Source organism: Cytobacillus sp. IB215316 (genome assembly GCF_033963865.1).
In the GTDB taxonomy this organism is placed as follows: domain Bacteria; phylum Bacillota; class Bacilli; order Bacillales; family SM2101; genus Nanhaiella; species Nanhaiella sioensis.
On the sequence record NZ_JAXBMC010000005.1, the window covers coordinates 184,469 to 203,128 of the forward strand.

Annotated in this window: 17 protein-coding genes; 9 read left to right on the top strand and 8 right to left on the bottom strand. The window is 34.7% G+C overall.

The window, feature by feature from the left end:
- Positions 1 to 191: 191 nt before the first annotated feature.
- From SLH48_RS11090 to SLH48_RS11115, 6 genes are all read right to left on the bottom strand, one after another.
- On the bottom strand, positions 192 to 1,253 hold the full coding sequence (locus tag SLH48_RS11090) for an oxidoreductase family protein (RefSeq protein WP_320258193.1): 1,062 nt from the start codon (positions 1,251 to 1,253) through the stop codon (positions 192 to 194).
- Positions 1,253 to 2,440 (bottom strand): carbamoyl-phosphate synthase, encoded by a 1,188-nt coding sequence (locus SLH48_RS11095; protein WP_320258194.1) that lies wholly within the window; start codon positions 2,438 to 2,440, stop codon positions 1,253 to 1,255. The genes SLH48_RS11090 and SLH48_RS11095 overlap by 1 nt, the downstream gene beginning before the upstream one ends.
- A gap of 15 nt (positions 2,441 to 2,455) precedes the next feature.
- Entirely contained in the window at positions 2,456 to 3,598 is a 1,143-nt protein-coding gene (locus SLH48_RS11100; protein ID WP_320258195.1) for a glycosyltransferase family 4 protein, read from the bottom strand.
- 46 nt (positions 3,599 to 3,644) lie between these two features.
- Positions 3,645 to 3,830 (bottom strand): hypothetical protein, encoded by a 186-nt coding sequence (locus SLH48_RS11105; protein ID WP_214482533.1) that lies wholly within the window; start codon positions 3,828 to 3,830, stop codon positions 3,645 to 3,647.
- Positions 3,814 to 4,485, bottom strand: coding sequence for a PIG-L deacetylase family protein (locus tag SLH48_RS11110; RefSeq protein WP_320258257.1), 672 nt, complete (start codon positions 4,483 to 4,485; stop codon positions 3,814 to 3,816). Before SLH48_RS11110 ends, SLH48_RS11105 begins: the two co-directional genes overlap by 17 nt.
- A 193-nt stretch (positions 4,486 to 4,678) precedes the next feature.
- The gene (locus SLH48_RS11115; protein ID WP_320258196.1) at positions 4,679 to 5,731 is read right to left on the bottom strand and encodes a M42 family metallopeptidase; all 1,053 of its coding nucleotides are present in this window, start codon (positions 5,729 to 5,731) and stop codon (positions 4,679 to 4,681) included.
- Positions 5,732 to 5,832: 101 nt separating this feature from the next.
- Between SLH48_RS11115 and SLH48_RS11120 the strand changes: the two genes are divergently transcribed.
- The 6 genes from SLH48_RS11120 (at position 5,833) to SLH48_RS11145 (ending at position 13,819) form a co-directional block, all read left to right on the top strand.
- Positions 5,833 to 7,314: a helix-turn-helix domain-containing protein gene (locus tag SLH48_RS11120; RefSeq protein WP_214482541.1), complete on the top strand. Its 1,482-nt coding sequence runs from the start codon at positions 5,833 to 5,835 to the stop codon at positions 7,312 to 7,314.
- A gap of 548 nt (positions 7,315 to 7,862) precedes the next feature.
- On the top strand, positions 7,863 to 9,521 hold the full coding sequence (hutU, locus tag SLH48_RS11125) for a urocanate hydratase (RefSeq protein WP_410624977.1): 1,659 nt from the start codon (positions 7,863 to 7,865) through the stop codon (positions 9,519 to 9,521).
- 16 nt (positions 9,522 to 9,537) lie between these two features.
- The gene (hutI, locus tag SLH48_RS11130; protein ID WP_320258198.1) at positions 9,538 to 10,812 is read left to right on the top strand and encodes an imidazolonepropionase; all 1,275 of its coding nucleotides are present in this window, start codon (positions 9,538 to 9,540) and stop codon (positions 10,810 to 10,812) included.
- Positions 10,790 to 11,815, top strand: a complete 1,026-nt coding sequence (locus tag SLH48_RS11135; protein ID WP_413785407.1) for an agmatinase family protein — start codon at positions 10,790 to 10,792, stop codon at positions 11,813 to 11,815. Before hutI ends, SLH48_RS11135 begins: the two co-directional genes overlap by 23 nt.
- Before the next feature lie 373 nt (positions 11,816 to 12,188).
- A complete protein-coding gene (locus SLH48_RS11140; protein WP_320258200.1) occupies positions 12,189 to 12,725 on the top strand; it encodes a DUF4269 domain-containing protein in 537 nt (178 codons plus the stop codon).
- A 365-nt stretch (positions 12,726 to 13,090) separates the two neighbouring features.
- Positions 13,091 to 13,819: an MBL fold metallo-hydrolase gene (locus tag SLH48_RS11145; protein WP_320258201.1), complete on the top strand. Its 729-nt coding sequence runs from the start codon at positions 13,091 to 13,093 to the stop codon at positions 13,817 to 13,819.
- A gap of 142 nt (positions 13,820 to 13,961) precedes the next feature.
- On the opposite strand, the gene SLH48_RS11150 is transcribed toward SLH48_RS11145, so the two are convergent.
- Positions 13,962 to 14,636: a Crp/Fnr family transcriptional regulator gene (locus SLH48_RS11150; protein ID WP_214482551.1), complete on the bottom strand. Its 675-nt coding sequence runs from the start codon at positions 14,634 to 14,636 to the stop codon at positions 13,962 to 13,964.
- A 530-nt stretch (positions 14,637 to 15,166) separates the two neighbouring features.
- Here SLH48_RS11150 and SLH48_RS11155 point away from each other — a divergent pair.
- Positions 15,167 to 15,733, top strand: coding sequence for an RNA polymerase sigma factor (locus tag SLH48_RS11155; protein ID WP_320258202.1), 567 nt, complete (start codon positions 15,167 to 15,169; stop codon positions 15,731 to 15,733).
- The gene (locus tag SLH48_RS11160; RefSeq protein ID WP_320258203.1) at positions 15,711 to 16,631 is read left to right on the top strand and encodes a hypothetical protein; all 921 of its coding nucleotides are present in this window, start codon (positions 15,711 to 15,713) and stop codon (positions 16,629 to 16,631) included. Before SLH48_RS11155 ends, SLH48_RS11160 begins: the two co-directional genes overlap by 23 nt.
- 94 nt (positions 16,632 to 16,725) lie before the next feature.
- Here SLH48_RS11160 and SLH48_RS11165 read toward each other — a convergent pair whose 3' ends face one another.
- Entirely contained in the window at positions 16,726 to 17,412 is a 687-nt protein-coding gene (locus SLH48_RS11165; RefSeq protein WP_214482558.1) for a Crp/Fnr family transcriptional regulator, read from the bottom strand.
- Positions 17,413 to 17,618: 206 nt separating this feature from the next.
- Between SLH48_RS11165 and moaA the strand changes: the two genes are divergently transcribed.
- Complete coding sequence (gene moaA / locus SLH48_RS11170; RefSeq protein WP_320258204.1) at positions 17,619 to 18,641, top strand: GTP 3',8-cyclase MoaA; 1,023 nt, start codon at positions 17,619 to 17,621, stop codon at positions 18,639 to 18,641.
- The last annotated feature ends 19 nt before the right edge of the window (positions 18,642 to 18,660 follow it).

Sequence of the window (18,660 nt, forward strand, 5' to 3'; positions counted from 1 at the left end):
GGTGTAGCCTTCCTCTATATCTTTGAGTGGGATACACCTTTTTGTATGTAGCTATGTTAAAGCTCGGCCTCTTTTCATAACTAGCGTTAACTGTAGCTTTTCTTCGTTAACAAGATAGCAATTTCGTACAATCTATAATTTTTGAATAGTGCCTTTTTAACGAACGTTTTGTTTGAACATCTAGAAAAGCATTAGCTATACAAATTGAGTTCTTTACCCCAAATCAAAACTTTGTCTAGATAATAGGTAAGCAATACACCTTTGTTACCATCAAACTCTTTTTGTAATTGTACTAGTAAGCCAGTTTCAAGGACGTACTGTAAATAAGACATTTTATATAATATCATAGGGTCACCTTGAAAGGAGATTCCTCTTTTGTTCATTTCCTTAGTATATAATTGAACACAATGGTTTCGAATGCTATCATCATTGTTTTTCTCGGAATTACGTAACCCAAGATATCTTTCAACTAGTAAATTGATATCAAACCAACCTGATGCAAATCTAGACGATTCCCAATCAATCATTTGAATATGGTTGTTAGTATTTTGATGAAAATGATTGCAGCATATATTTTGTAAATGAAGGTCACCGTGTACGATGCATTGTCCATTCTTTACTAGTTCAGAAAATGATAAAGAGCTTTCACTTAATATTTGTTGTATCATGCTGTGCGTAGGTTCTATCATTTTCTTTAAGCGCTTATGGTGTAACGCATCAATAAGATACAATTTTGTTTTTTGTATTTTAGCTTGTCTTCGTGTTTTCATTTTCTTCGAATGAAATGTTGGAAACCAGGGGTTAAACAAATCGATATTATCGTAGAAATTTTGCTCATATGAGTGGGCATGTAATTTTGCAATTGTTGGTATGATATAGTCAAAATGATTTGGAGGAGGTATTCGTCCACGCAAAGGCTCAATATATTCTATTAACATCCATGTTTCGTTATCAAATATATTTGATTTAGTTGCGTATATTGTTGGCATGAACTCTTTTAGAAAGGGGAGAGCTTTTTCATATAAATTGATTTCTACAGTATTTCTATTTTTTGACCCTATATAACGTTTAAAAATAATTGGTTGAATACCAAATTCTGTTGAGATGTCTAATTTATAAATTACACTTTTCGCAGATGCTCTTAATTGCTGAATTGAATCAGGAACAAATGACTTAAATTTGCCAAACCTAAGTTTTATTTGATGATGAAAATCGGTGTTTTGAAAAACCTTTTTAATGTTGGCGATATCCATTATGTGTTTTCTTCCTGTTTTTTAGTTTTCCATGAATTATAAAGATGAGAAAATGTACTGCGCAAAAATGGCATCGGGTCATCCCATGCGAATAGTGCATATTGTTTGTTTCCAGATAGTCCCTTCTTGAAGTCATTAAAAGTCATTTCACCATATTCCCTTTTTTGGAGGTAGGCAAGGTAATACCGTACAAGATAAATCCATTTAATGTCTTCTATTTGATACAATCGCGGTTCAGGGTCTTGACCTGTTAAGTATAGGTAGTATAAATAAGCAAAATCTATACCACAAGCCTCTGTTAAACTATGAGAAAGCCATAATCTAGAATTGATCTCAATAAACTTAAGTTCACCATCACGGGGATCTTTTTTAAATTCGGCCATGGCTACTCCCCTACACTCCAATTCTTTTAGAAATGGTAAGCCAACATCAATAATTTCTTCATCTCTTTTACTAATAATGAGGGCACCTGTACCCATATTTGGCGGGAATTGATGAATTTTTTGTAGTGTGAAAAGAGCCTTTACATTCATATCTTCATCAAGAAAAGTCGCCAGTTTGTAAAAAGTGCTGTCATCACCGGGAATAAATTCTTGTAGCATTAACTCACCAAATTGCCGATAGTAAGGAAAAACAGTTTTTAATTCTTCTGCACTATGAACCATGATAATTTTTTTATTAATATGTTGACGAAACTTATGTCCATAAACAGGCTTTATAATACACGGAAATGTTAATTTGTTAAGAATATCTTCCAATTCCTCTTCCTGATCTAAAAAAAAAGTTGTCGGGCATGGAATATTATACTTTGTAGCTAGTTCATACGTTAAACGTTTATCGATTAATGCATGAATAGTTGAGTGCTCAGGTAATAAAAATAAATAATACATAGACAATATTTCTCTATGCTTTGACATAAAATAGAGAAAATCATCTGAACCAGCATATAGCACAGCTTTACAACAAAATGTCTTACCTAAATTTAATAGGAAGGTAAGCAAGCCGTCTTCATCTTTAATAGGGTCAGGACAACTCTTACATGTTGCATAACATGTTTTGCCGATTTTGTATTTTTTTCCTGTATCAAAGGCGTATACATCCACTCCTTTTCTACCTAAACTTCTTACAATACCAATTCCATTTGCACTTAAATCAAGAACGATTGCAGGATGCTTACGCTCAACCATATTTCAACTACCTTTCTATAATAAAGATTGGTACTCCTGTTCAATTTTTCTTGACATCTCGTTAACTGTTAGCTCAGCTTGTGCAAACTTGCGGGCATTTTCCCCTAGTTCGTTTCTTAAAGAGGGATTTTGGATAAGTAGTAGCAGATGCTTTGAGAGTGTTTCAATGTCACCTGGTGTTGAAAGTAAACCTTCCTTCTGATGATGAATTAATTCGGGGATTCCTCCTACATATGATGAAACGATAGGTAACCCCATATGCATCGCTTCAATGATAGAAATTGGTAGACTATCATTTATAGTAGGTAAAACAAAAATGTCCGTTTCCTTTAATAGCTGAGGGATGTCGTCTCTACTTCCTAAGAACACTACATTTGACAAACGTAAATGTTGTGCTTGTTGTTCTAAATCCTCTCTCGTCTTACCGTCACCAATAATCCTAATTTCTACATGATCTAAATGCTCTTTAATCATGTTTAGGGCTTCTAACAAAATATGGTGACCCTTACGTTGAGTAAGGCGAGCAATACAAGAAATGATCGTTTGATGACGGTTTGCACCTTTGGTGTACTCTATTTCTTCATTTTCTTCTATTCCTGTATGAACTGTTAGCATTTTTGAATCGTGTGCACCTAGTTGCTTTAGCGGTTCACGGAAATGATCTGATAGGATGATAATCTTATCCGCAGATTGAACAGCCCTTTTATCAATTTCAATAAAGTACCTTGCTGAAAGTGAATCTTTGTCTACTTCTTTAAATTTTATTCTATTGAGGCTTAAAATCCCGTGAGGAGTATAAAGTAGTGGTTTTTCATAATGTTCATTAAGCATACCTAAAATATACGCAGTTGCTAAATCCTGAGCGTGTAAAATATCATAACCCTCAAGGTTTTGTTGACTTAAATGTGTTAAATATGTGTAAAAGTTAACGTCAAGCTGAAAAAACTTCTTCTTATCTTTACCGTAGCGTTGTTGATAAAATTTCCACAAATAGTCACTTATGTTGTTCTTTGTGTTTACATAACCATCAAACTCGTTTGGACATGTAATTTCAACGACATGGCCACGATTCTCCAAGCCGTGTTTTAGATTAGTGATATAGTTAGATAAACCTCCAACATGAGGATAGTTCCAGAAAGTCGTTAGTAATATTCTCAATGTCCACTTCCCCTTTGTGCCCTCTAGTTTGATTTGTCATCATGTTTCATGTTGTTGAAGATTGAATGTTGTCGTTATTTGAATCCTCGAATGGATCTTTCTTGTCTTTCTTAAGTATCTGTTGTTGGAAATGATGATCCATCATGGCAAGTAAATCTGGTGCGGGAACTTGTAGTTTCGCTAACTTGGAAATTGTTATCTGTTTATTTGAAAAATCACCAATTGTCTTCATGTTGGATCCTCCTAATAATTTCAAAAGCCTCAGCATAATGTACACCAACTGTCATCCCTCTATACCTTGCTAAAAACTTTATTCCATCAAACGAACGGGGGTGGGGGAAAGGGCGCATTTCAACATCGTAATGTTTAAGGGCATTCAATTTATTATCGATTGTATCAGTTACGTCAACATAGTAATTTGGTTTAAAAGTTTGATCATTGGTATGGTGAGTCCATTCGGTAGATGAAACTGTTTCAAAGCAAATTATGTCGATTGGGGCACTTCCAGCTATAGGACGTGCAGCAGTCATAACAGCTTGAAATGTAACTTGATGGTCCTTATTTAAATCGCCATAATGGTGAGTGAATATTTTACAAGGTTGATATATTGTAATTAACTTTTCAATTTTCTTATTAATAAGGTGAAGTGGGAAAGTTTCCATTTCTAAATTAGGATACTCGAGGAAAATAACTTCTTTTACACCTAACTCTTTATTTGCTTCTATACAGCAGTTGGTGATATATTCATCTTCTTTGTTACGGCCTTGAGCAGTTATTACAGTAATAACTTCATAGCCACCATTTATTAATTTTTTTATAGTTGCACCCGAACCAAGCAGCTCGTCATCAGGATGGGATGCAATAATTAAGACAGTTTTTTTTAGCATCAATCCTTCATCTCCAAAAATGTGTAATCTATTTTAGGTTATGTATATGGGTTTAATGAAAGAGTTGATACAGACATATGCGGATAATGACTACCCATTTTTCACAGAGGAAAACATGTACGGATGAATCTTAACCGACAAATGAAGGAAAAAAAAGAGTAGATGGAGTAAAGCTCCACCTACTATACAAGTCTTAACATATTGTTGCTGTTTGAACATATGAAAGAAGTAGCTTTTCAGTATTAATTATTGAAGTTTGATGGGTACGCTCAAAGGCGTGTGATGATTCAATACCAGGGCCAATAAGTCCGTGAACAATATCAAATCCTGAACGTATAGCTGCGGATGCATCAGATCCGTAAAAAGGATATATGTCAACCTTATAGTCAATATTATTATCGTTAGCTAATTGAACTAACTTTTTTCTAAGGCCATAATGATACGGGCCGCTAGAATCCTTCGCACAAATAGACACTGTATATTCATCAGAAGCTTGACCATCTCCAATAGCTCCCATGTCAACTGCCAAATATTCAACGGTTTCAGGTGTAATATTAGAGTTTCCACCATAGCCAATTTCTTCGTTATTGGAAATAAGAAAATGTGTTGTATGTGGTAGCTGTATGTTTTCTTTTTTGATATGTTCAATTAGTTGTAGTAAGATAGCTACACTTGCTTTATCATCTAAATGTCTAGATTTTATAAACCCGCTTGAAGTAACTTCAACTCTAGGATCAAATGACACAAAATCTCCAACTTCGATACCTAGAGAGCGAACGTCCTCTGCATTCTCTACCTTTTCATCAATTCTAACTTCAATATTCTCCTCATTTCGTTTAGCTTCACCAGCATTTTTATATACATGTACGCTCGTTTGATGCATCAGAATGGTACCTGTATATGTCCGTCCGTCCGAGGTTTCAATTTGACAATACTCTCCTTCAACAGAATTCCACCGAAAACCTCCGATCATCGAAAGTTTTAACCGACCATTACTCTTGACTTCTTTAACCATAGCACCAAGTGTATCTACATGTGCTGTTAACATTCGATGTTTCGTGCCGTCAGTTCCAGGAAGAGTTGCAAGCAGTCCACCTTTTCTATTGCGGCTATTCTCGACCCCAATGTTAGTAAGTTTATCTTCAATAAATTGAATGATGTTGTCTGTATGGCCAGATGGACTTGGAATAGATACTAGTTCTTTAATAAGCTCAATTGTTGCATTTGTGTTTGGGTATGTATTCATCTTAAATCTCCTCTCTTAATAAAAATATATCTCTCATTACTTTATCATATAAATTAGTTTTCTTATAATGTAAAAAAGAGACTTACATAAGGAGAAGTCATATGAAATTACTTATTGCAGACCGTGATCAAGATGAAAGGATAGGGATACGTTGGTTAGTATCGGCAAACTCATTTTCATTTGAGCAAATATTGCTAGCTAGTTCATTTGACGAGCTTATTATCAACCTTGAAAATGATGTTCCAGAAGTAACAATCATAGAGCTTGATATGATCCCAAGAGAGCACTGGAACATACTATTGAGTAGGATAAAACAATATACACAAATTGTCATAGCTGTTTCAGCCGAAGCGACATATGAGCGTGCAAAGCAAGCGATAGAGCTGCAAGCTGTTGATTTATTAGTAAAACCAAATTCACCAGAGTCATTAAAGAAAACTTTGTATCGTTCAGTTAATGTTTTAAGAGCGGAACATAGCTCTAAACAACGTCAAGCTAATAAGTATAATACTACAACTTATCGTTCGCTTTTTATCCAAGACCACCAAAATGAAACGGCTGATTCTTTAATGGTATTACAAACTGAAGATCAAAATAAGTTAGCTGAGCTTCGCTTATTTCTTGAAACCTATTATGTAATGGAGGATGTATTACTATTACCTGTCAGTGATTTAATTGTATTAGTTTTTCAAAACAAAAATACAAAACAGTTAGAAGCAGTTGGAAATCGACTCCTTCAAGATTGGGATGAAGAAAAAAATGAACCAATGGCTATCGTTATTCATAGCCAAGGGATAATTAAGTCACTTCACGAAGCATACATGCAAGCAAAAGGGGCATTACAAGTAACATACTTTAAAGGATACAGGCAACTTATACATGTAAAGCAAAATGTTGAATGGCATACTATTGACCCTTTTTTAACTCCTCAAGAGCAAAGAGAATGGATAGATATGCTTAATAATAAGGATAAGGATATGGTTAAGTCATGGATGTACCGCCATTTTCTATCAATTTCAGAGCCTTTTCCCGAACCAGGATTAGTACGAACTAGATTAACAAGCATACTAGCACAAATACGTCGATATATGAAATCGTTTTATTTAGATCAAGGGGTGTACGAAGAGTTATACCATAAGGTTTTTGAAGAAATTTTATATAGTCCAGTCTTATACCGCTCTGTTCAACAAATGATTCTGTTTACGGGTCAATTATTTGATGGTGCTCAAAATCAACTAGAATCTTCACGTCACGATGTCGTCGAACTAGGCGTGGCATATATTGAAAGGAATTATCACCATCAAAATTTATCATTAGAGGACGTTGCTAAATACACAGGTAGAAGCCCCAGCTATTTTAGCCATTTACTTAACAAAAAAATGAACATATCTTTTATTCAGCTTGTGACCAACCTTCGGGTTCACGCTGCGAAGAGATTGTTATGGGAAACAGATTTATCAATTAAAGAGGTTGCAAATAAAGCTGGTTTTCGAAATGCAAATTACTTCAGTAGAATTTTTAAGCAGGTGATGGGTGTTACTCCTAGAGAGTATAGAATGGAGAAAGATATAGATTTAAATTAGGTCTATGTTTTAACACGGGTGTATTAGTGAGTGAGCTTTGCTGTCATGTTATTGAATGAAAACAGCTATGTATAGTCACTCTTCATAATGACTGTTTTCGCATAACATGTTGTTTTATTAGATAATTAATACATACACAACTGGCGTTGGGGGGATCTTTTCTTTTGCAAAATGATGACTTACATATAAAGCAGCCTCTAATGGTACAAAGCAACAAAGTGTACGAAAAGAGTTTTTCGCATAGTATGATTTTTCTCACTAAGAAATAAACAACTTTAGTTTTGCTGCACCTTTACTCTTTCAAACGATGATAAGAACATGAACCCCTATTTGTATATGTGTTATCTGTAAAATGGCAAAACGATGAATACATCTAAAATCAAAAAAAAATACTAATAACAAAATAAATTACTATTATTTCACGTAAATCCTTCTATTTTAATGATGCCAACTTGATATCGTCTTGAATTTCACAAAGTTTTGTTCTATTTTTCTGAAATTTCCCCTAGTATACTTACTCATAAGAAATGAATAATGGGGTGTTTATGATGAGTACAAATAAGCGTAGCATTGAAAATTATACAGGATCAGAATTACATGCAAAAGGTTGGGTTCAAGAAGCAGCATTAAGAATGCTCATGAATAATTTAAATGAGGATGTAGCAGAAAGACCTGAAGATCTCGTTGTATATGGAGGTATTGGCAAAGCTGCTCGTAATTGGGAAAGCTATGATGCGATTATAAAAACTTTACACAATTTAGAAGACGATGAAACGATGCTTGTTCAATCTGGGAAACCAGTTGCGGTGTTTAAAACACACACGGACGCACCGAGAGTGTTAATTGCAAACTCAAATCTTGTGCCAGCTTGGGCAAATTGGGACCACTTCCATGAGCTTGATAAAAAAGGCTTAATGATGTATGGACAAATGACAGCTGGAAGCTGGATATATATCGGCAGCCAAGGGATCGTTCAAGGCACATATGAAACGTTTGCTGAACTTGGACGCCAGCATTTCAATAGTACACTAAAAGGAACGATATCTCTAACAGCCGGATTAGGTGGTATGGGTGGAGCACAGCCTTTAGCTGTCACTTTAAATGAAGGTGTTTGTATTGCTATTGAGGTAGATCGAACTAGAATTCAACGACGCATTGAAACACGCTATCTAGATATAATGACAGAAAGTATTGATGAAGCTATTCAATTGGCACGTGAAGCGAAGGAACAGGGGAAACCACTATCGATTGGCTTATTAGGAAACGCTGCAGAAGTATTACCAGAAATGATTAGCAAAGGATTTACTCCAGATGTACTAACAGATCAAACGTCCGCACATGATCCAATTAATGGATATATACCTTTAGGCTATTCACTAGAGAAGGCAGATGAGTTACGTAAAGCGGATCCAAAAGCATATGAGAGTGAATCTAAGAAGAGTATTGCTGAACATGTAAAAGCGATGTTAACAATGCAGGAACTAGGTGCGATTACTTTCGACTATGGAAATAACATTAGGCAGGTAGCAAAGGATGAAGGAGTGGACAAAGCTTTTAATTTCCCTGGCTTTGTACCAGCTTATATTCGACCACAGTTTTGTGAAGGAAAAGGGCCTTTTAGATGGGTTGCTTTATCAGGAGACCCAGAAGATATTTATAAGACGGATGAAGTCATTTTACGTGAGTTTAGCTACAATAAACATTTATGCAATTGGATTAAAATGGCTCGTGAAAAAATCCAATTTCAAGGGTTACCATCTCGTATTTGTTGGTTAGGTTATGGAGAGCGCGCTAAATTTGGGAAAATTATTAATGACATGGTTGCTAGCGGTGAGTTGAAAGCACCAATTGTTATTGGACGTGATCATCTAGACTCCGGTTCAGTAGCTTCACCAAATCGTGAAACTGAAGGCATGATGGATGGAAGTGATGCAGTAGCTGATTGGCCAATTTTGAATGCCTTAATAAATAGCATCGGTGGTGCAAGCTGGGTGTCTGTACATCATGGTGGTGGTGTAGGAATGGGATATTCATTGCATGCAGGTATGGTCATCGTTGCTGATGGAACACCAGAAGCTGCAAAAAGGCTTGAACGTGTGTTAACGACAGATCCTGGTATGGGTGTTGTTCGTCATGCAGATGCGGGGTATGATTTAGCGAAAAAGACAGCAAAAGAAAAAGGTATACACATTCCAATGATGGATTAAGGGGAGGAGGGTAATTATGAAACCACTTTTTATTAGAAATGCAAATGAAGTGATAACGCTGAAAGGTAGTTCAGAACATCCACGTAAGTTAGAGCAAATGGAAAACCTTGAAGTAATTAAAGGCGGCAGTGTCTGGTTGGAGAACGACAAAATCATAGCTGTTGGTACGGATGAACAACTACATGAACAATTTAAGAATCGAATTGATGAAGCAGAAGTGATTGATGCGCGAGGCAAAGTGATTTTACCTGGCTTAGTAGATCCGCATACACATTTAGTGCATGCAGGAAGTCGGGAAAATGAATTTAATATGCGCCTAAAAGGTGCGAGCTATATGGATATTATGAATGCTGGTGGTGGCATTCATGCATCGACAAAAGCAACGAAGGAAGCTAGTCATGATCAATTATATGTGGAAAGTAAACGTAGACTAGATCAGTTTTTACTTCATGGTGTTACGACTGTGGAAGCGAAAAGTGGCTATGGCTTAGCATTAGAGCATGAAATAAAGCAGCTTGAAGTAGCAAAACAGCTCAATGAAGATCACGTCATTGACATTGTTTCTACTTTTATGGGTGCACATGCAGTACCTGCCGAGTATAAAGATCGACCTGATGAGTTTGTAGATATCGTTGTAAATGAAATGATCCCTAAGGTTGCTCAGACAAAACTTGCTGAATTTAATGACGTATTTTGTGAACACGGTGTGTTTACACCGGAGCAATCAAAGCGTATTTTACAAGCTGGATTGGAACATGGCTTACTTCCTAAAATCCATGCAGATGAGATTGAGCCATATGGCGGAGCAGAAACTGCAGCAGAAGTTGGAGCAGTATCGGCTGACCATTTGCTTAAAGCTTCGGAAAAAGGTATGGACATGATGGCAGAAAATGATGTTATAGGCGTGTTGCTCCCAGGAACAGCATTTTTCCTCATGGCTGAATTTGCAAATGGGCGCAAAATGATTGATAAAGGTGTCCCAGTAGCTTTATCTACTGATTGTAACCCTGGGTCTTCACCTACTGTTTCATTGCCATTTATTATGAATCTAGGCTGTTTAAAAATGGGCATGACTCCTGCTGAAGTCATTTGTGCTGCAACAATCAATGCTGCTCATGCGATTAAACGAGGACAAGAAATAGGTAGTATTGAGGTCGGTAAAAAAGCAGATATATTAATTGTCGATGTACCGAATTATATGCAATTACCATACCATTACGGCATGAACCATACTGATACAGTTATTAAAAACGGTAAAATTGTCGTTGATGGAGGGAAGCTTTGTGTCTAATTATCCGTACCCGTTGCTTAAGCGACCACCATTTAGCTGGGATAGAAACGAGAATATAACAGAACCTAAAGTACATGAATGGATTGAAACATTACCCGTAAATCATGATGTTAAGTGGGAGAACTTTGATATTTCTATTTTAGGAATACCTCTTTCACGATCATCAATTAGTGCATCAGCCGCGAGTGAGAATCCTGAGGCGATGCGCAGAGAATGGAAGTCTTTTACGACATATAATATTGATTATGACATTGATTTAACGGACCTTTCTGTAGTAGATTTAGGTGATGTCAAACAGCATGTTACAGACATTGCATTGTGTCATCAAAATATTACCGATGCAATGGTAGCAATGCGTCAACATCATCCACATGTGTTCCCAATCATGCTCGGTGGAGATCATTCTATTACTGCAATGCTAGTGAAAGGGTGGAAGCAGTCACATCCTAATGAGAAAATAGGTATTTTACAGTTTGATACTCATTTTGATTTACGAGATGTAGATGAATTTGGTCCAGCAAACGGTACTCCAATTAGAAATCTTATTGAAAACGAGATAGTAGAAGGTAAGCATGTATATAATATAGGCCTTCACGGTTTCTTTAATGCGAAATCATTAAAGGACTATGCGGACGAGTGTGGGCTGAATTATACGACACTACGTGAGGCACGTAAGCAAGGGATTGAACACGTAGTAAAGCGAGCAATAGATGAACTGAGTAATCAGGTAGATACAATATATTTGACTGTTGATATGGATGTACTAGATATTACTGCTGGACCTGGGGCACCGGCTGCAACACCAGGTGGGATGAGAGCAGATGAGTTGTTTGATGCAGTTTATATTGCTGGTCAAAGTGACAAAGTGAAGGCAATGGATATTGTTTGTCTCGATCCACATAAGGATCAAGTAAATTCAACTGTCAAAGCAGGCGTACATGTCATGCTATCGTTTTTATCTGGATATATAAATAGATTAGGTGAGAAGAGCTCTTTTCGTTAATTTTCTCATTTTAACAAGGATGCTTTGATCAACTTGTCAAAATATAAATATCAATACTGAAAGCTTTTAGATGGAGCTTATAAGATGGTGCTATAATATAAATCCTGTTGAAATATTGGCAGGATTTTTTCTTATTCGATCAAAGGTGTCAGGTCGACATATAACTTTGTATTATTAAGTTATTGTTTTTTTACCTAAAGCAAACAGCTTGAATACTTAATTTTAAACATGTTTAATGTCTTATAAGAAAAACATAAACTAAAAGGGACCTTTTCGGTAGACTTTGTTGCTATTTATATTGATTTCTAGTTATGTCATGATGAAATGTATATAACCACGACAATATTATTGACATGTTTTTAGGAGGGAAGCGGTGTATAATTCTCTGATAAGTTTAAAAATGGGAACAGCAAAACAGCGTAAAGCATATAGTGCCATAGAAAATTTAGGAATTATGAAAGACTTAGTTGAGTATGATCCTGTAGTATGTGGAACGATACCAATTGGTGTTGATGTAATTGATTCTGATTTAGACATTATTATGGAAGTTGATCATTTACATAAACTAAGATTTGAAAATAAAGTAAAAAAACTTTATGAGAATGAAATCGATTTTAAGATCACCAGAAAAAATATTAGAAATTTGGAAGTGGTCAAGGCCAATTTTATATTTCACGGCTTTGAATTTGAAATATTTGGGCAATCTCAGCCAGTTTTACAACAATATGCTTACCAACACATGGTTATAGAGAGATTTATACTAAAAGAGTTTCCAGGTATAAGGGAACAAGTCATTAATCTAAAAATAAAAGGATATAAGACTGAACCAGCATTTTGTGAAATTTTAGGTCTATCTGGAGATTCTTACGAAGCATTATTAAATTTTGGTAGAGAAAAAGGGATTATTTAATGTTCTTTAATTTTTTCTCTACGTGAGAAACGACCAAAATCCTTCAATAATGAAATTACTAATAACGGCCGTAGTAAAGCTGTTAATAAAATTGAAAAAGAAAGTATGCCTATATTTTGTAACGTAAATTCGGAATTTTTTATGGAATTTATAAGAACTCTTCACTATTTATCATGATCTTAAAATTTGTATAAGTTAGCCGCTGCACTAAATTATGAAAATTTCCATAATGATGCGTAGTAAAAATCACAACAAATAAGCTTGCGGAACAATTAATAATCTGAAAATTATGAATATAAGTATGATTTATATGTATTTTATGGTAAAATCAATGTGAAAAATTTAACATTTTAGGAGGAATGTATTTGTTCTCAAAGCGGAAAGTTACTATATTTGCATGTTTATTAATCACTTTACTATTTATATTTGGCTGTAGTAAGGAGGATGCTAGTACTACAGAGGGACCTCCATCACTTCAAGTAATTGGCCACGCCAGTGTGAAAATTAAAACGAGCGATGGTAAAGTCATTTACATAGATCCATGGGCAGGTGATGAGGAGGATTACTCTGAACCAGCAGATATAATTCTATCTACTCATGGACATTATGATCACAGTGATTTGTCAAAAGTAACGAAAAAAGATCAAACAGAAATTATTACACAATTTTACGATTTTGAAAATAAAAAGATTGAGAGTGACTTACCTGGTAAAAATATTGAGGTATTAGGTATTCATATTAGTGCAGTCGCAGCTTATAATGATCACCATCCTATAGATTTATCCTATGGTTATGTACTAGAGTTTGATGGACTGCGAGTTTATCATGCAGGAGATACTGGAAAAATAGAAGAAATGAATTTATTGTCTGATAAAAATATAAATTATGCCTTATTAGGTATGGACGGTACATATGATAATATGAATGTAGAGGAGGCGATAGATGCAGCAATAATGATTAATGCTGATCATGTCATTCCTATTCATACAGATGCACCTGGCATTTATAATGAAGAAAATGTTGAGAAATTCGAGGTGGAAAATAAATTAGAAGTAAAACCAGGAGAAACGATACAGTTAGAAGAGAAAAACTAGATTTAAAGTTTCCAGCTTCTTTGTAAAATACTAGACTAATTAATAAAGAAAACAAGGGAACTCCCCTTTGGAGTTCCCTTGTTCGTGGTATCTTGCCAGTTGTAAAAGAATGCCCCAATAACATTAAAGATAATAAGAAGAGTTAATCAATACTACAAATAATAGCAGGGCACTCTTCACAATTAATTTCTGTTTTTAAGAACTCTAAATCAAGAATCGTAATAAATCCTTTATTCATTGATATTTTCTTTTGACGTCGCAAGTCATTTAACATGCGATTGACACTTTCTCTAGTTGTACCACAAAAGTTTGCCAGCTCCTGATTCGTAAGAGGTAAGTCAATAAAAATTCCATCTTCTTTCTTAATTCCATAGCTGTTTGACATACGAATAAGAGTAGAATATAGCGCACCTTTTTTTCCATTTAGAACTAAATCGCGAAATTTCGTTTGCGTTTTCCGAAAGTGATCACTCATCCATTTCATAAATTCAAATGCAAGTTGGCTATTTTGAAAAAATTGCGTCTCGAGATGGTCTTTTTTTATGACAGCTACTTCACAATCCTCAAGCACTTTTGCATTGAGAATATATTTTGCATCATCTGTAAAAAGTGTAAGCTCACCTACGATGTCATCTTGTCGACATATTCTTAATGTAAGTTCACGTCCATCTGCAGAAATTTTACTAATTTGTATTCTTCCGGAACGAATGATGTAAAGTTCTGTAGCCTCCATCCCTTCTTGAAAAAGGTATGAGCCTTTGTTAACTTTCACGGTGTACTCAGAGGAATTCAACAATTCTTTTAGCTCAACAGACATGGTCGGTTTTGTAGGCTGGGGTTGAGTTTTTATTGTTACCACCTACCTTATGGAAGAATTAGTTGTTACTTCTATTAAATATGAAAACATTCAAAACTGCAACGTAAATATTATCATTCTACTGGGTTATCGAAAGGATTATGATTTTTTTTTGATGTTGTACAACATAGATAATAGTATTATAAAGTTTGATTGAACTTAATTTATACTACCTCATTCATTCTAACTTAAAATTAATTAAAATTTTTCATAAAATGTCACAAATTGATGAGTAAAATTGTTTTAATTATGAAACGCTTATTTATCAGGCTCTTTTCGTAAACTTAGTTGTCATTGTCACTAAATTAGAAATACCAATAAGTATTGTAGCATTGCCGTAAGTGCTAATGAAAAGATGCTACAAACGGTTGTTTTTTACATGTAGTAAACAGATTTAAAACAGCTTTGAACATAACTTTTAATTATAAGGACGAAAAAACAACAGTCAATGCGAAGATTGCCTTTATCAAAGAAAAGAGGAGGGATGGAAGTTGAAAAAGGTAGCAGAAAACAAAGATAAAATATTGAACGATTATAACGTTGATTTTAGCCAATTGATTAGTACAAATTATCAAAGGATTCATACATATTGTTTTCATATGCTTAGAAATGTCCTAGATGCTGAAGATGCTACTCAAGAAGTGTTCGTGAAGGCTTATAATAACTTGCATAAAATAACCAATGAAACCAATCTATCTGCTTGGTTATACAAAATTGCATATCATCATTGTTTGAATGTCATAAAAAGACAAAGGTTAATCAAATTTACACCATTTCAACCTCATAATGAACCGCTAGCTCATAATAATACAACAATGCATGAAACAGAGTTTAGTGAAGAGATTTCAGATGCTTTACGAGAATTATCAGCAAAAGAACGTACGATTATTATTTTAAAAACAGTTCAGGAGCTTTCATACACTGAAATTGAGCAAATTATGAGTAGTAATCAACCCGCAGTGCGCAAATGCTATGAGCGGGCTAGGAAAAAGCTAAAAAGATATTTACTAGCAAACGAGAATAGGAGGATAAAAGATGAAGAAATTTCATTCCTTTGAAGACTTTGAACGATCATTGAAAAATGAACAAATCCCTACAATGAATGAACAACAAATACATGAAGCTGTGTTTTACAAGAAAGATAGTAAAAGAACTAGCTTCTTTGTTAACCGAAGGCTAGTGTTAATGACAACGGTATTACTCATTATTTTAACAACGTCAGTCGGTGTCGCTGCAAAATTAAATGGCTGGTCGTTGTTAAATACAAAAGGTGAAACGATGCTAGAGGTTACAAACGAAGAGTGGGATCATCCAAGTTTGAAACAATATGATGATAAAATCGATGAGTTAAAAAATACGCTTGAACCAGGTGATTCTCTTTATTTTCTACCTATTGATCAATACGAAAGATATGGTCCAAGTGCTGTACGAACTGTTAAAAATGATACATATTTTTCTGATTATACAAATATGAAAAACTTTATTGAAAATAAAGTCTTATTACCAACTGAATTTCCTGGAGCCTATGAACTAGATAAAGGACAAATACAATACACTATTAAAAGTGAAGAAAACCTCTTAAATGTATATGAAGAAATGTATAAAGAGGGTAAAAGTAAGGGTCTAGAGTTTGTTACAAAAGAAGGAGAACTAAGTTCTAACATAGTTGTAATTTCAATGACCTTAAAAAACGAACTATACGAAAAGGTTTATATTAATATAATTTCAAGTACAAATGGCTCTACATGGCATATGAGTGATAAAGAATTAGAGCAATCAGAGAAGAGAAACCTAAATGGCGTAGATTATATATATAATTCAGATGAAAATAGAATATTATTTGCTGTTGAGGACGGAAAAGGAGAAAACTGGATTTATAGCATGCATCAAGTTAATAAGAGGTCACCTGAAAACCCTGTACTTGATTTAACGGAAAATATTTTAAAACAACAATAAGGTTAACGCCATATTTAAAGAGTAAATCAGGTGGAGGAGCACTCCACTTGATTTTAATTATGAGAATATTAATTGCTCAACTGTGCGACAAGAATTAGTGTTTATACATCGTCGAAAATTGATTCCAGTCACAAATGATGATTTTCTTTTCTTCAATGTCTATAATATGTTCACTTTTTAATTTTGAAAAAACTCGGCTTACGCTTTCACGGGTAGCTCCAATTATGTTTGCAAATTCTTGTACTGTTAAAGGGAGTTCAATTTGAACACCTTTACTTTTTTTACTTCCAAATTCTTTTGCTAATCGATCTAATGTTGAAATTGTTTTACTATATACATCCAGTAAGGCGATATCTCTTATGATTGATGTAAAGCTACGTAGCTGCCGACTCATATAACGAATCATTTCAACAGCTATGTCTGGGTTTTGCATCAATTCAACTTGCAAATGATTCGTGTCTAAGTATAAAACTTCCCCCTCTTGAAGCATTTGAGAAGTTGCAGGGTATCTTGTTCCTTCTTCGCTAAATAACGCTGCTTCAGCAAATATATCTCCGGCTTTTTTTAAACAAACAACAATCTCTTTTCCAGTCTGGTCTCCTTTTGTGAGGCGAACAATGCCAGATTTCACAAAAAAAACTGATGTAGCTTCCTCGACTTCAGAAAAGATAATCTCTCCCTTATTAAAATATTGAGATTTAAGATTTTCCGAAATAAAGGCTAATGATTGCTCTGGTAAATCTTGAAATATATTTATTTTTCGTAACATCTGGACATACATGTTAAAACCTCCTTAACTGAGATAATAAAGTAATAATAGGAGAAATCGCTCCAAAAAAATATTTCCCAGTTAAAGTGTATACGACAAGTTAATTTCTTTAAGTGACAAGCATCACATTGTTTATAAATATATTTTGCTTTAATATGTATATAATAGGTTAAATATGCTATTACTGACTTAAATAATTTATGGGGGAGAGATTGCTTATGGTCAATCAGGCAATATCAATTCAAGACCAACATCATCGCCCTTTGCGGGATATAAGAATATCAGTTACAGACAGATGTAATTTCCGTTGTTCATATTGCATGCCAGCAGACATATTCGGCCCTGATTTTCCATTTTTACAAAGGAAAGAACTATTGACGTTTGAAGAAATTTCTAGACTCGTCAAATGCTTTGCTGAGATTGGTGTGAAGAAAGTAAGGTTAACTGGGGGAGAACCGTTACTTAGAAAGGATCTTCATATTTTAATTAAGCAACTGTCATTAATAGATGGGATTGAGGATATTGCTCTTACGACAAACGGAATATATTTACCAAAATATGCGAAAGAGTTAAAGCAAGCTGGTTTACAGCGTGTAAATATAAGCTTAGATGCTATTGAAGATGAAATCTTTAAAGATATGAACGGCAGATCTGTAGGTGTATCACCAGTTTTAAAAGGTATAGCAGCTGCTAAAAAAGAGGGCCTAATCGTAAAAGTTAATATGGTTGTTAAAAAGGGCTTAAATGATTCACAAATCATACCGATGGCGAAATATTTTAAAAAGGAAGAGATTCCTATTCGCTATATTGAGTTTATGGATGTCGGTAGCACAAATGGCTGGAATTATGATCAAGTGGTAACAAAAAAACAAATATTTCACCAATTAGAAGAACACTTTGAATTAGAACCAGTGGAGCAACGGTATTTTGGCGAAGTAGCAACATGCTATCGTCACAAAGGCACAGATACAGAAGTAGGGTTCATTACATCTGTTTCAGAGTCATTTTGTTCTAGCTGTACAAGGGCTCGTATATCAGCAGATGGGAAAATGTACAATTGTTTATTCGCATCGAAGGGCCACGATTTTAAGAAAATATTACGCGCTAATGCATCAAGCGAAACAATTATAGAGGAAATTAAAAAGGTGTGGGGAGCACGACACGATCGTTATTCAGATGAACGTACTGAACATTCAGCAAAAATGAGAGAAAAAATCGAAATGTCCTACATTGGTGGGTGAGAAGAAAAGGGTAAGTATC